General features: G+C 61.7%; 8 protein-coding genes. 4 read left to right on the top strand and 4 right to left on the bottom strand.

The window, feature by feature from the left end:
* Window positions 1-31: 31 nt before the first annotated feature.
* Window positions 32-3,262: an AsmA-like C-terminal domain-containing protein gene (locus DCO57_RS04960; protein WP_208977805.1), complete on the bottom strand. Its 3,231-nt coding sequence runs from the start codon at window positions 3,260-3,262 to the stop codon at window positions 32-34.
* A gap of 275 nt (window positions 3,263-3,537) precedes the next feature.
* Between DCO57_RS04960 and bcp the strand changes: the two genes are divergently transcribed.
* From bcp to DCO57_RS04945, 3 genes are all read left to right on the top strand, one after another.
* Window positions 3,538-4,005 (top strand): thioredoxin-dependent thiol peroxidase, encoded by a 468-nt coding sequence (gene bcp / locus DCO57_RS04955; protein WP_116697772.1) that lies wholly within the window; start codon window positions 3,538-3,540, stop codon window positions 4,003-4,005.
* A gap of 17 nt (window positions 4,006-4,022) precedes the next feature.
* Entirely contained in the window at window positions 4,023-4,856 is an 834-nt protein-coding gene (locus tag DCO57_RS04950) for a ferritin-like domain-containing protein (protein WP_116697771.1), read from the top strand.
* An 89-nt stretch (window positions 4,857-4,945) separates the two neighbouring features.
* A complete protein-coding gene (locus DCO57_RS04945) occupies window positions 4,946-6,298 on the top strand; it encodes a M23 family metallopeptidase (protein WP_116697770.1) in 1,353 nt (450 codons plus the stop codon).
* A gap of 65 nt (window positions 6,299-6,363) precedes the next feature.
* On the opposite strand, the gene prfB is transcribed toward DCO57_RS04945, so the two are convergent.
* From prfB to DCO57_RS04930, 3 genes are all read right to left on the bottom strand, one after another.
* Window positions 6,364-7,495 (bottom strand): peptide chain release factor 2 gene (gene prfB, locus DCO57_RS04940; protein WP_116697980.1). Its coding sequence is split into 2 segments (ribosomal slippage): window positions 6,364-7,425 and window positions 7,427-7,495, totalling 1,131 coding nucleotides; the frame shifts between segments, so codons are not numbered across the junction.
* Window positions 7,496-7,742: 247 nt separating this feature from the next.
* Window positions 7,743-10,214, bottom strand: a complete 2,472-nt coding sequence (locus DCO57_RS04935; protein WP_165814655.1) for a penicillin-binding protein 1A — start codon at window positions 10,212-10,214, stop codon at window positions 7,743-7,745.
* A 185-nt stretch (window positions 10,215-10,399) separates the two neighbouring features.
* A complete protein-coding gene (locus tag DCO57_RS04930; protein ID WP_244287882.1) occupies window positions 10,400-11,698 on the bottom strand; it encodes an N-acetylmuramoyl-L-alanine amidase in 1,299 nt (432 codons plus the stop codon).
* Between the two features lie 666 nt (window positions 11,699-12,364).
* Between DCO57_RS04930 and DCO57_RS04925 the strand changes: the two genes are divergently transcribed.
* Complete coding sequence (locus DCO57_RS04925) at window positions 12,365-15,109, top strand: ribonuclease E/G (RefSeq protein WP_116697768.1); 2,745 nt, start codon at window positions 12,365-12,367, stop codon at window positions 15,107-15,109.
* The last annotated feature ends 68 nt before the right edge of the window (window positions 15,110-15,177 follow it).

Raw genomic sequence — 15,177 nt, 5'->3', positions numbered from 1 at the left:
CTTCCGGACAGGCCCTGCCGGGTCCTTCAGGTCAGTTCGACTGGAATTCGAACATCTTGCGGAAGATGCCCGGCGCAATGGCTGAGATCGGATTGACCGAGAGAACCGGTTCCGACAAGGATCCGGACAGCCGGTAGGTAACCCCGATCAGCCCTTCTCCCGAACCGCCGCCAAGCGCATACCCCAGCAGCGGGATCTTGGCGAAGAAATTGTTGAGCGCATAGATCGGCACGAAGGTGCCCGTGAGGTTCAGCGTCTGCCGGGCGAGATCCACAGTGCCGCTGACGGTCCCCCCCAATGCATTCCCCTGCAGCGCCCCCCGGCTGATGGTCAGGGTGTCCGCTTCACGGGTAAAATTGATGTTGAGCGTATCGAAGCTTGCAGAGCCGCCGGCGTCACTCACCGCCCCCTCCGGCCCGTCCGTCCCGTTGCCGCGCCGGTTGATATCGTCGCGCTCGCGAATCCGCCGGATCGCCGGATCTTCGGTGATGCGCAGCGAATTCACGTTGAAATCGCCCACCCAGCTGTCCTCGTCGGCCATGGCCACATTGAGCGTTCCGGTTCCCCCGCGCATCCGCTCGTAGACATCGAGGAATCTGAGTGTCGCGCCCGTGTTCGCGAAGCGGCCGTTGGCCAGCTGCGATCCCTGCTGGTCGTTCACGGTGAATTCGAAATTGGCACGGCCATTGACCAGACCGCGCAGATCGGCGGAAACGAGGCCTTTTGCGCCCGTGTCGATCTTCCCGGAGAAATTCTCGATGGTCTGATTGTTGAAGCCCGTCACCCGGTCGATTGTTGCCGCGATCCTGGCCCCGCTTGAAAAGTCGCCGGCCCCCTTGCTCCCGCCCGGGCTGCGTATGCTGCGGATCAGCCCCCGTCCGTCGAAGGACGGCCCGGCGAAGATGATGTCGTAGCGCCCGTCACCGGCCCGCTGGATATCGACTTCGATATCGTCGCCGGGCCGCAGCCGGAATGTATCGAACGACGCCTGGCTCAACTCGCCGTCCGCACTCAGACGCATGGCGCCGCGAATATCGACCCCCTCGGACACAAGCTTGAAATTCTGGATACGCCGCTCTTCCCCGGTCTCGATCATCCTGAAGGACGCGGTTGCCGGGACCCCCTTGGCCTTTCGCCAGCCGAGAGCGGTCAGCCGCACATCCGTCTGCCTCAGGTCGATGACGAAATCCTGCCCCTCCCCGACACTGGCAACATTGAGCGTCATGCCCCCGTCAAGGAATGCGGTCAGGTCGATCCCCTTGTCCTTCAGCTGCTTGGCGGACACGGAGACGACCACATCCTGCCTGGCGGCAATGCCGGAATCGCCAATCGGCACCACCAGATCGATATCCGCCTTGAACCCGTCGAGGACACCCTTGCCGGCAATGGCGACCTGGTCCTTGTTCGCCTCGACCGAGACGTCCGCGTCCGCCACCGTATGCCCCATGATCGGATTCGGGTCCGTGAAGTCCTGAAGAGTTCCGGACGCATGCCAGTCCACGTCAGCCAGATCGATCTGGTTTTGCAGCGGAAATTGTGCTTCGACAGTCACCTGACCGGAACCGGTGATCCCGTCATTCGTGAGATCGGCACGCTCCAGTATCCGGAAGGGTGCACTGTTCACCATTGCGCCGAGGTCGTCGGCTTCACCTTCCATCAGCGCGGAAACATGCGCCATCTTGCCGTCCCGAAGCGGCAGGTCGTGGATTTCAAACACGCCCGAGGGTACCTCGACCGGTCCGCCCTTCGAAGAAACCGCCGTTCCGCCTGTTGCGGCAACCCGCAGCATTTCATTCTCAATCGTCAGCGTCCCCTCAAGGCCGCTGATTTCGGGCACGTCCCCGACCGGAGTGACGGCAGCGCCGGAAAACGTCATGTCCAGACGCATGTCGTCGCCCGACCAGCCCGCATCCGGATCGCGCGGATCGAAGGCAGGCGGCCGCAGCGCGCCGGTGTAGGACACGTTTTCGATAAGCCCCGCCTTGATCCGGTCGATCACCCAGCTCCGAGCGGGCGGCACAAGCGTGATCGGCCAAACCTGTTTCGCCAGCGCGACCGGGATCTTCTCTCCATTGGCAGCAAGTGCCAGATAGGGCCCCTCCGGCGTCACCTGGAGCTTCGCCACGCCATGAATCACGGCTTTGCCGGATCGGGCCGTGAACCGGTCGATATCCAGCAACCGGTCACGCGGGTCGAAGCGTCCGCGCACCTGAACACCTTCCAGCATATGCGGGTCTTCCGTCACATCCGCCGACCCGAACTGAGGATATTTGCTGTCCAGGTTCACCCCCCACACGGGCGTTCCGTCCAGGTCGGGTTCAAGGGAGCCGGTGAAGAAAATCCGGGTGTTGCCGCGAATCACGTGCGAGGTCGTGATTTCGATGGGCTTCTGCCCCGCCGTGAACAGCAGCGACAGTGCCGCGTCGTCGAAGGCGACAAGGGTCTTGCCAAGCTGGAACCAGCCGTTGCGCATGCGGGCGACCGCGTTTGCCGAATAGAACCTGCCCTCACCGTCAAGACTGGCTTCCAGTTTGGCGGAAGCCGGCAGGCGCAGGCCTTTGCCATGTTTTGCCCCCGCTTCCGGTCCCAGAAGCTCGGCCAGCGTGATTCCGTTGACGACGACCCCGATATTCTTGAAACCGGCGCCCTGCGGAGCGCTTCGGGCCAGTTCCAGACGCCAGTTTGAAATATTTCCCGAAACGCGGGCATAGGCGCGGATGATCCGTGTATCGCTGCGGAAGATGTCCGCATCGATTCCCCTGAAGCTGCGGGCCGCCGGTCCGGCAAGTTCAAACGACCCGTCCGCGATCCGCACGGACTGCAGGCCTCGGCGGGCGAACTGGTCATCCACCACATCGCTGATCCGGTCGACCGCTTCCATCAACGGACCGATTTCCGGCACCCGCGCGGGTCCGCCGCTCAGGGCCAGTTTGACGGTGGGTTTTTCCAGCACGAGCGACGAAAAATGCACCTTGCCGGAGAAAAGCGCATCGATGTTGATCGGGGCGGTCAGTCTCGGCAGGCGAATGCTGACCGGAGACGGCCCCTCGATGTCCGCCGTCGCATCCTGGATGATGACCTCAAGGCCACCGGGTGCTGTGAAATCGACGCTCGCACGAACGACCGAAAGCGTCACGGGACCGCGCGTGCCCTGCATCGCCAGAAGACTGCCCAGAAACGGGATACGAACCGGCCCCGAGGCGAACACTATCGCCAGCCAGCCCAGACCGCCGACCAGAGCAGCCACCACGAAAATGCGCACGAGCCTGCGCCCGGTCTTTCGCGGTGGAGCCGTCCGAGATTCTTTCGGGGTGCCGTTCTTGGGCAAGTTAAGTCAGTCCATTCTTCCGCCGGAAAGCGCCAAACGCGAATCGGCGTGTTATCGGGGACAAAACGCCTGCTTCGGTCCGTGCCGCATTGAACGAGTCGCGAGACACTTTATGGTACAGCGAATGCATCTGCAAAAGCGACAGTTGCTGCTCGCCAGACTGCCGGTTCCCGGCATTAACCCACAAACTGTGACAGAAGGAAGGCGTGATGACCGCTCTGACCATTGGAGATACGGCACCGGACTTCGATCTGGAAAGCGATGGAGGCGGGCGCGTCTCCTTGAGTGCCCTTAAGGGAAAGCCGGTGGTGGTGTATTTTTATCCGAAGGACAATACGCCCGGCTGCACGACAGAGGCCATCGCCTTCACCGGGCTGATGCCTGAATTTGCAAAGGCAGGTGTCACCGTCATCGGCATCTCGCCGGATACGGCGAAAAAGCACGACAATTTCATCGCCAAACACGATCTCGCCGTGCGCCTCGGTGCCGACACGCAGACCAGCACCGCGCAAGCCTACGGCGTGTGGGTCGAAAAATCGATGTATGGCAAGAAATACATGGGTGTGGAGCGCTCCACATTTCTTGTGGATTCCGAGGGACGGATCGCCGGGATCTGGCGCAAGGTGAAAGTGCCCGGCCATGCGGAAGCCGTGCTCGACGCTGTCCGGGCGCTTTGAGGCCACGCGCCCGAACCATGGCACGCCCGACTTCATCCCTGCCACCCAGCCTCGTTGCCGGGGCCCGGTCCATTGTATCCTCCGAGGATACGGACGAGAAGGTCAGACTGGCCTATGCGCTGTCCAAAGCCTGGTTTCAGCGTGAGCTGGCGCTCGGGTCGCCAACCAGGGACGGCACCATGCCCGACCGGCCCGGCCGGCCGGACAGGCCTGTGCTGCTGGCTCCGCGCGACATGCCCAAACGCAGCCTGACGGGCAGGTCCGGCCGCCTGGCCCTGATCCATTCCCTCGCCCATATCGAACTCAACGCGGTCGACCTCACCTGGGATCTCATCGGGCGCTTCGCCCAGGTGCGCCTGCCCCGCTCCTATTATGACGACTGGGTCCGGGTGGGCCTGGAAGAAGCGAAGCATTTTTCCATGCTCCAGGACCGGCTGTCGAAACTGGATGCCACCTATGGTGACCTTCCCGCCCATGACGGTCTTTGGGAAGCGGCGCAGAATACCGGCAATGATCTGGCCGCGCGTCTTGCCATCATCCCTCTGGTCCTGGAGGCCCGCGGCCTAGACATCACCCCGCCCATGATCGAAAAGGCGCGCGGGATCGGCGATGAGGACACCGCCAGATGCCTGGAAGTGATCTATCGCGATGAAAAGAACCATGTCGCCTTCGGCGCCAAATGGTTCCGCTTCCTCTGCGATCGCCAGGGAATCAGACCAGAACCCGCATTCCACGCATTCGTCCGCAAGCATTTCCGGGGGGCGCTCAAGCCGCCCTTCAATGACCGGGCACGTTCGGAAGCCGGGCTAACACCCGGTTTTTACAAACCTCTCGCCCGTCTGACCGGCTGATTTCAGTGCGGAGAAGACGATTTATTAACCTTACCAAACTCTAATCAGACTCAGTTCTTGTGCAGACTTCAGGCAGTGACTGAGTAACCATGCGACAACGCCAAACAACCACGCAGCCCTACCGGGCGCCCTGGACGGCTCCCCTTCATCCGGCGCCGGATACAGGCACCGGAACGGCAACCTTCAGTGTCCGCCCCGCGCACCTGGTTTGCGGCGCCCTGGCCTGCGTGGCGGCAACCCTGGCGGTTGCCGGAACCATTGGCTATTTCCTCCTGCGCCACGACATGATGGCCGAGGCCAGCTCGGAACGGACCGAACTGGTTCTGGAATATCAGGATCATATCGACCGGTTGCGGGCGGAAATCGAAACCCTCACCAGCCGACAGATGGTCGACAGGGAAACTGTCGAGATCAAGGTCATGGATGTCCTGCGCCGCCAGCAGGACCTCAACCAGCGACATGAGATCGTCGCCAATCTGGTGGCCCGCGCGGAAAGCAACGGCATCTATCTCAGTGCCGACAAGCCGCTGCCGCCGCAAAAGCCGGCCCTGGATGCCCCCGGCATCGCCGTTATCGAAAAAGAAGACAAATCCGCCATCGGCGGCGAAAGCCAGCTGATCGATGAGCCGGTGAAGGCCCTTGGCCTGCGCGACGGGTCTTCGAAGGAATTCGATCCCCTGACGATCCTGCAGCAGCCGGTCCCGGCAACGCCTGAAGCGAACGCGGCCGTAAAAAAAAACTCTGAGAAACAAGCTGCTCTCGATGCGGTAAGAGCCCATATTTCCGAAATGGACGAGGAGAGCACCGTTGCCGTGGATGCCATCACCATCGCCACGGAAGGCCGCATAGAAGATATTCTCGCAATCACCCGCGCAGTCACCCCCTCGGTCAATGCGGCCCTGCGCAAGAAAACATCCATCGGCGGCCCCTTTCAGCCGATCACCGACGAGAATTTCCCCAATCGGCTGCAGAGGGCCAACAAGGCTCTTGACGCATTGCGCCGGGTCAAGTTCACCACCTTGCGGCTGCCCATAAAACGTCCCGTCAAGAACAGTTCCGTTTCCAGCAGCTACGGTCCGCGGGTGGACCCTTTCCTGGGACGCCTGGCAATGCACACCGGCATCGACTTCAAGGCCCCCTATGGCGCGCGCGTCTTTGCCACCGCCCCCGGCACGGTGATCGGCGCAGGCCGTCACGGCGGCTACGGCAATATGGTCGAAATCCGTCACGCCAACGGCTTTGTCACCCGCTACGCCCATCTGAGCCGTGTTCGGGTGACGAAAGGCGACCATGTCCTGGCGGGCGACCTGATCGGCAATGTCGGCTCAACCGGCCGGTCCACCGGGGCCCATCTGCATTATGAAATCCGCAGGGGTGACAAACCGAGCAACCCGGCAGCGTTCCTGGCCGCCGGCGACAAGCTGGCTGCGCTCGCGCTGTAGCCGATTCCGAAAAAAAGGCGGCTCCGATCCGGAACCGCCTGTCTTTGTTTCGTCACGAGACGCGCTTATTCGATATCTTCAACCGCGACCGGTTCCCCGCCGAAGACCCTCTGGGCAAGAGCGGCTTCCATGAACTTGTCGAGATCGCCGTCCAGAACATCGCCCGGAGACGTGCTTTCAACTCCGGTCCTGAGGTCCTTCACAAGCTGATAGGGCTGCAGGACATAGGATCGGATCTGGTGACCCCAACCGATGTCCGACTTGGACGCGGCCTCCGCATTTGCCGCCTCTTCCCGCTTTTTCAGTTCCGCCTCGTAGAGACGGGCCTTCAGCATGGACCAGGCGGTCGCACGGTTCTTGTGCTGGGAACGTTCGGACTGGCACTGAACCACGATCCCGGTGGGCTGGTGCGTGATGCGCACGGCCGAATCGGTGGTGTTCACGTGCTGACCACCAGCGCCGGAAGCGCGGTAGGTGTCGATCCGGCAGTCGCTTTCGTTGATATCGATGTCGATGGAATCGTCGATCACCGGATAGACCCAGGCGCTGGAAAAGCTGGTGTGACGACGCGCATTGCTGTCATAGGGTGAAATCCGCACCAGGCGGTGAACACCGGATTCGGTCTTCAGCCAGCCATAGGCGTTTTCCCCCTTGATCAGGAGCGTTGCAGATTTGATGCCCGCTTCCTCGCCATCGTGATATTCCAGCAGCTCCACCTTGTAGCCGCGCTTCTCCGCCCAGCGGCGATACATGCGCAGCAGCATCGACGCCCAGTCCTGGCTTTCCGTACCGCCCGCTCCGGAATTGATTTCCAGATAGGCGTCATTGGCATCGGCTTCCCCGGACAGAAGCGACTTGAGCTCCAGCTCGTGAACCTTGTCCTTCAGGCTGCGCAGTGCCTGCTCCGCCTCCGCGACAACGGAGGCATCGTCTTCCATTTCACCGAGCTCGATCAGCTCGATATTGTCGGACAGATCCTGTTCCAGGGCCTTGACGCCATTGATGCCGTCATCAAGCTGCTGACGCTCGCGCATCAGCTTCTGGGCCTTGGAGGGTTCGTTCCACAGTTCCGGATTTTCGGAAAGGGCGTTCAGTTCCTCCAGTCGGACGACAGCCTGATCCCAGTCAAAGATGCCTCCTCAGCAGGCTTATGGCCTGCTTGATTTCGTCGACGATCGCTTCCATTTCGGCGCGCATCGGATACCTCGCTTGATTGACATGAAGCAGCCCGGCCTCCAGGGGACACCGGGCCCGGATCGGCGGAACGTTCAAACGGACTCGCTTGAACGTCCGGCAGCCGATCGAATCTGGATTGATGGAGCCCCCGCATCCGCCAGGACACGGGAGGCTCTGGAATTGGAGCGGGACATTACCCGCACGGGTTGACGCTGTAAACCACGCAAAAGGCTCAAGCATCATCCTGCCCCGGTCAGGCCAGTCCGGGTCAGTAAAGACCGCCTGTTCCAATGAGAACGGCGCCGGCCGCTTCGGGCGAAACCGCATGCGGCACGCCCATGTTTTCCTCGAACCCGATGACGGAATAGCTGTCCGGCGGTGCCATGCCGGGCTTGAAGGCTTCCAGAATCGAGCCAGGCGTCCCGGCGGCCGTGCGCATGCCGGTGCGACGGTTGATCGGGATAAGCTGCAGACCCTTGGGAACCCGGAACTCGACCGGAGGCTTGTCCGCCAGCGCCTTCTTGACGAAGTCCGTGAAGATCGGCGCAGCCACATGCCCGCCGGTCGCACCGCGTCCCATCGGCTTGGGATTGTCGTAGCCGACGAAGACGCCTACGGCGAGATCCGGCGTGAAGCCCATGAACCAGGCATCCTTCTCGTCATTGGTGGTGCCGGTCTTGCCGGCGACCGGACGGCCGACAGCACGGACCGATGTGGCCGTGCCACGCTGCACCACACCTTCCATCATGGACGTGATCTGATAGGCGGTCATGGGATCGAGCACCTGCTCGCGGTCATCGATCAGCGTCGGTTCTTCCTGGCCTTCCCAGACATCCTGGGTACAGCCGTCGCAGATGCGGCTGTCATGCTTGTAGATGGTACGGCCATACCGGTCCTGGATCCTGTCGATCAGGGTCGGGCGAACCTTTTTCCCGCCGTTTGCGATGGTCGCATAGGCGGTGGTCAGCCGCAGAACCGTGGTCTCGCCGGCGCCGAGCGACATGGACAGAACCGGCAGCATGTTGTCGTAGATGCCGAAGCGCTTGGCATATTCGGCCACCAGCGGCATGCCCATGTCCTGTGCCAGACGAACGGTCATGACGTTTCTGGACAGTTCGACACCCGTGCGCAGGGTCGACGGGCCGTAGAACTTGCCGCCGTAGTTCTGCGGCCGCCAGGTTCCCAGACCCGGCCCCTGGTTGATCTCCAGCGGAGCATCCATCACCACCGAGGACGGTGTGTAGCCGTTGTCGAGAGCCGCGGCGTAAAGGAACGGCTTGAAGGACGAGCCGGGCTGGCGGTAAGCCTGCGTGGCCCGGTTGAACTCGCTCTGGGCGTAGCTGAAACCGCCGACCATCGCCAGAACGCGGCCGGTATAGGGGTCCATCGCCACCAGCGCACCGGAGACCTTCGGGATCTGGCGCAGTTCGAACGTACCGGGAGCGACGGCGCTTTCCTGGACGTAGACCACATCGCCCGGCGCAAGCACGTCGGAGACCGCGCCGGGAGCGCGGCCCTTGATACGGGCCCATTTCATCGTCTCCAGGAAGAGCGGACCGGTCTTGCGTTCGTCGGAAAGCTCACCGCTCACGAGTTTCTGCGGCTGGATGCCGACAAGCGCCTGATCGCTGCCGCTTTCCAGAACCACCGCGAGCTTCCATTCCGGCAGATCGCTCAGGGCTTCGATCTTCGCCAGATCGACACCCCAGTCTGCACCGAGCGTGATCCGCTCGATCGGACCGTTCCAGCTGCCGCGCTCATGGTCGAACTTGATCAGCCCGTCCATGAGCGACTTGCGCGCCATCTGCTGGAGTTCCGGGTCGAGCGTCGAGCGGACGGAAAGCCCCCCCTGATAAAGGCGCTTGTCACCGAAGATATCGGCAACCTCGCGGCGGACCTCTTCGGTGAAATACTCGGCGGCGAACAGCTGGGATCCGTGTTCACGCGGCTTGACGACAATCGGCTTTTCCTTGGCTTCGTCGCCCTCTTCCGCGGTGATGTAGCCGTCTGCGATCATCCGGTCGAGCACATAATTGCGGCGCGCGATGGCCGCTGCGGTCTTGCGGTACGGATGGTAGTTGCTGGGCCCCTTGGGAAGGGCGGCCAGATAGGCCATCTCGTCGAGTGTCAGCTCGTGCACCGACTTGTCGAAATAGATCAGCGAGGCCGCCGCGACACCATAGGCGCCGAAGCCGAAATAGATCTCGTTGAGATACAGTTCGAGTATCTCGTCCTTCGTATAGGCCTGCTCGATCCTAAGAGAGAGAACGGCTTCCTTGACCTTGCGCTCATAGGCCGCCGAGCGCCGCTGCTTTTCCTCGCTCACCAGATCGGACAGAAGGAAGTTCTTGGCCACCTGCTGCGTGATCGTGGAGGCACCCTCGGGCCGCCTCCCGGAACCATAGTTCTGGATGAAGCGCACGGCGGCACGCGCGATGCCTTCGGGATCGACGCCGATATGCGTGTAGAAATTCTTGTCCTCGGCAGCGATGAAGGCCTGCTTCACCCGGTCCGGAATGGCCTGGATCGGCAGGAACATGCGCCGCTCGGTCGCATATTCCGCCATCAGGCTGCCGTCGGCAGCATGGACGCGGGTCATGACGGGCGGTTCGTAATTCTGCAGGGCGGTAAAATCGGGCAGCCCCTCGGTGAGATGCTGCAGATACATCCACACGCCAGCCGCCACGAGCAGTCCGAGGACCGCACCTATGCCGAACAGATAACCAAAAAACTTCACCAAAAATTTCATACCGCGGGCTCGTCTTTCCCCGTCTTCAAGCGCGTACTGCGTTTTAACATGGATACATCACTTCGGCACCAAAGGCCGATCGAATACACTTAGCAGCCTTCCTCGTGCACCAATATGGCGATGCTGAGGCATTTGTCAGTCCCCGGTTTCAATTTGCCTGGTGACACAGGACTTTTTTACTGTGACGCCGCCTCCTGCTGGCGCGCCAGCCGGGGCCGGAAAAATCCGTGAACAGCCTCGGTAATCGCACCGGCCATGCGCTCGCGCCATTCATCGGAAACCAGCAGTTTCTCGTCATGCTCATTCGAAAGATAGCCCAGCTCAATCAGCACGGACGGCACATCATGCGCCTTCAACACCCTGAAACCCGCGGATCTGTGCGGATTGTTGATGAGACGGACGGCGCTCTTGAGTTCACTCACAAGCGTTCTGGCGAAATAGACCGAAAAGGAACGGGTTTCCCGGCGCGCCAGGTCCAGCAGGATGTCGGTCACCTCGGCCGGCCCCGAATCCAGATCCACTCCGGCGATCACGTCCGACATGTTTTCCGTCTCGGCGAGTTCCTCCGAAAGCTGGTCGGAAGCCTTGTCCGACAGCGTGTAGACCGTCGACCCGCGCGCCAGTTTCTTTCCGCGCCGCACCGAATCGGCATGTATGGAGATGAACAGGTCAGCCGCTATTTCATGACCGATTTCGACCCTGCGCCCGAGCGGAATGAACGTGTCGTCATCCCGGGTCAGATGCACATCATAGAGGCCGCTGGCTTCCAGCTTTTCCTGCAGGAGCTTCGCAAATTCCAGCACGATCACTTTTTCGGGCGTCCCGGCAACGCCCACGGCACCGCTGTCGATCCCGCCATGACCGGGGTCGAGCACGATGAGCGGCTTGTGGCCGGTCTTCGGCGCGGTCAGCTTGTCACTCTTGGCTGAGACCTTCACGGAAGTCGTCGGGCGTTCGGACCGGGACGTCTCGACAAAGGCGGCGAAATCCTGCGGCGATGAGCGCACCAGATCCACCACAAGCCGCGCCGGCTGATCGTCGACAGCAGGAAGGAAGAAGGTCTTGTCGACACTGACCGGTCCGGTCAGATCCATGACGATCCGCGATTTTCCCAGCGCGAACAGTCCGAAACGCCAGTCGCTGATCAGTCCCCGCCCGGTCTCCCCGGCCTCCGGCGGAATGGAAAACGAAACCTCCGGAAGATCGAGGATAAGCCGATACGGATTTGCCAGACCGGAAATGACGGGTGTGACCTGCGTGTTCATGTCCAGAACGAATCGAGTCCGGCCCTCGTCACCGGCAACTCTGGCCCCGGTCACGACAGGTTTGACGGTTTCGGCGACCCCCGGCCCGGCCTGGAAAGCGAATGCGAGGGCGCATAACACCAGAAGGGCACGTGTCAGTCCGACGAACCGGCAAGTGGCATAAAACAGCCCGCCAACCTGCGGTTTCATCCCGATTTTGAATTTCATCATAGCGGCCATGGTGCCTGCAAATCATTCGCCTTGGGGCTCTTGCGCTCCGTCATACGCCATCTCCCGGAGAAGGAAAATGCTTCCCCTCTGTCACACTGCTTGCAAAGCGGAGCGGCGGATCGTAAAAGTACTTTACGGATTTAGGTTCGAATCCGATACCTTCCCGGGTGACGAAATGGGATGTCTATCCACAACGTCATCGTATTCCAAGGCCTTTAAACGACAGAACAGAGGCCGTTCTGCCGGATTTTCAAGCGCCTGGACTGCAGAGGACAGGGTATCGGACTCTCTTCGACACCGTTCCGCCTCGTAGCATCATGCCTGTTTCCATTGGCTGACTATCGGCGAGGCCAGCGGCGGGCATGGAGAGCGAATCCCTTCCGGAACCGGATGTAGATGTAGCGGCGAAGCCAACCTGCATGCCGGTGTATGACACAACGACTTTAACTCCTGGGCCTGCGTTGCCCCGAAGGACCCGCGTGATGCACATGATGATCGACACAAAGCAAGTCCCCGCTTATGCGGCCGCTTGCGTTGATCATACGACCGCGCCGGGCGCAGACGCCCTTCCTCATCTTATCAAAACAAATACGGCAGCCATCCTCCTTTCGGGCGATGCGCGTTTTGGATATGCGCCAAGCAGCGCTGCCGTGGAGACGTTCAATAATGGCAAACAAAATGCTGATCGACGCGGGCCACCCGGAAGAAACCCGGGTCGTCGTCGTGCGTGGCAATCGGGTTGAAGAATTCGACTTTGAAGCAGCGAACAGAAAGCAACTTCGCGGAAATATCTATTTAGCGAAAGTAACGCGGGTCGAACCCTCGCTTCAGGCGGCGTTCGTCGAATATGGTGGCAATCGCCACGGGTTTCTCGCGTTCAGTGAAATTCATCCCGACTACTACCAGATTCCGGTCGCGGACCGGGAGGCGTTGCTCGCCGCCGAAGCGGCCGACCGTCAGCGCGATGACGCGGATGCCGAGGAAAAGCCGAAGCGCCGCCGCCGTACCCGTGCGGCGAGAAACGAAACGGCCGAAACCGTCGCCAGCGAAAAAGTCGAGACCGGGGACGCTGCGGCGGATGACGGCGACGAGTCCGGTGAGGATGTTGTCACCAGGGCACCCGAAGATGACGACGCCCAGGACGCCGGCAACGGTGACCAGGAAACTGTCGACAAGGACGAGGAAGAAGAAGCTCCCGTCAGGGCGCGTGGGCGCGGCCGTGGCCGCCGCCGCAAGTCCGACGAAGACGAGGACGAATCCGACAGTGACGAGGACGCGGTCGAATCGGTCGGTGCCGAAGACGCCATGGAAGAAGTTCCCGAGCGTCGCGCGCCGCTTCGCAAGCAGTACAAGATCCAGGAAGTCATCAAGCGCCGCCAGGTCATCCTGGTTCAGGTGGTCAAGGAAGAGCGCGGCAACAAGGGCGCCGCTCTGACGACCTATCTGTCGCTGGCCGGCCGCTATTCCGTCCTGATGCCGAACACCGCACGCGGCGGCGGCATCTCCCGCAAGATCACCCAGCCGACCGACCGCAAGCGTCTGAAGGAGATCGCCTCCGAACTGGAAGTGCCGGAAGGCATGGGCGTCATCCTCAGGACCGCAGGCGCCAGCCGCACCAAGGCGGAAATCAAACGCGATTTCGAATATCTTATGCGGCTGTGGGAGAATGTGCGCGAGCTGACCCTGAAATCCAGCGCGCCAAGCCTCGTCTACGAGGAAGGCAGCCTGGTCAAACGCTCGATACGCGACCTTTACAACAAGGATATCAGCGAGGTTCTGGTCGCCGGTGACGAAAGTTATCGCGAAGCCAAGGACTTCATGCGCATGCTCATGCCGAGCCATGCCAAGAACGTCCAGCCCTACCGCGACCCCTCGCCGCTGTTCATCCGCTTTGGCGTGGAACCCCAGCTCGACGCGATGTTCTCGCCCCAGGTGACCCTGAAATCCGGCGGTTACATCGTCATCAACCAGACGGAAGCCCTGGTTTCCATCGACGTGAACTCGGGCAAGTCGACCCGTGAACACAACATCGAGGACACGGCCCTTCAGACCAACCTTGAAGCCGCGGAAGAAGTCACCCGGCAGCTGCGCCTGCGCGATCTGGCCGGTCTTGTCGTGATCGACTTCATCGACATGGAAGAGTCGAAGAACAACAGGTCCGTCGAGCGCAAGCTGAAGGATTGTCTGAAGAACGACCGGGCCCGCATTCAGGTCGGCCGGATCTCCCATTTCGGTCTTCTGGAAATGTCGCGCCAGCGCATCCGCACCGGCGTTCTGGAAAGCTCCACGACCCCCTGCCCGCATTGTCAGGGTACGGGCATGATCAGGTCCGTGGAATCTGTTGCGCTTCATGTGCTGCGGTCGATCGAGGACAACCTGCTGAAGGGCGCCTCCCACAATCTGATCATCCGCACCACCACGCAGGTCGCGCTCTATATCCTGAACCAGAAGCGCGCCAATCTTGTCGATCTGGAAACGCGCTTTGCGATCGAGATCGAAGTGCATGCGGACGAATCGATCAACGGCCAGCTTTATGTTCTGGAGCGTGGCGCCCTGGTGGACCGGGACCGTTTCCCGGCCCCCTCGCCGATCGTGCACCCCGACACCGTCGAGATTGTCGACGAGCCCGTCGAGCAGCCGGATGAGCCTGAAGAAGAACAGGCTCTCGAGGACGAAGGCGGAGACCGCCGCCGCAAGCGCCGCCGCAAGCGCCGGCGGAGCGGGGCGGATGCCCAGTCCGACGACAGCAACCAGACCGGCACCGACACCCGCCAGGCCTCTGATGACACCGCCGAGGCGGAAGGCGAAGACGGCCAGCCGCAGGAAGCGCGCTCCGGCGAGGAAGACGGCGGTGATGACGAGCCGCGCCGCAAGCGCCGCCGGGGCCGCCGCGGCGGACGCCGGGGTCGCAAGAATGGCGAAGGCGGAGACGTCAACGGTGAAGATGAAGCGGATGCAAACGCCGGAAGTTCTGCTGACGCGGCCAATGGCGACGCCAGTGAGAGTGTAGACGCCGCTGCGCCGCAGGAAGCCCCTGCTTCCGGTGAGCCGGTTGCGCCCGAGGCTCAGGCAGAGGAAACGACCGGGGAAGCAGCTCCTGACGCGGCCACTCCGGAAGCAGCCTCCAGCGAGGCTGAAACGGCGGATGTTGCGGTTTCCGAGACGGCCTCCGAGCCGGCGGAAACGACTGACGCGCCCGAAGAAGACCATATCGTTGTCGAGACACCGACGTCCGAACAACCGGTCGCCAGTGAAGCTGCAGCGGAACCGGAAGCAGATGAACCGGCAAAGGAAGCGCCCTCCGCCCCGTCAGCTCCGGCAGAACCTGTCGTCACCAGCGAAACATCCGGTGACAACAAGGAAAGCAAGCCGAAGCGCGCCGGATGGTGGCGCGGACGGTCGTTCTTCTAAGATCGATAGCTTTCCGATCGGATGCGATTGGAAGTCCGGAAACTGACCGATCTTCAAGCTTCAGGCCG

It is taken from the genome of Labrenzia sp. 011 (genome assembly GCF_003075075.1).
In the GTDB taxonomy this organism is placed as follows: Bacteria; Pseudomonadota; Alphaproteobacteria; order Rhizobiales; family Stappiaceae; genus Roseibium.
The sequence above is the reverse complement of the archived record's forward strand: the minus strand, read 5'-3'. Positions and strand labels throughout refer to the sequence as shown.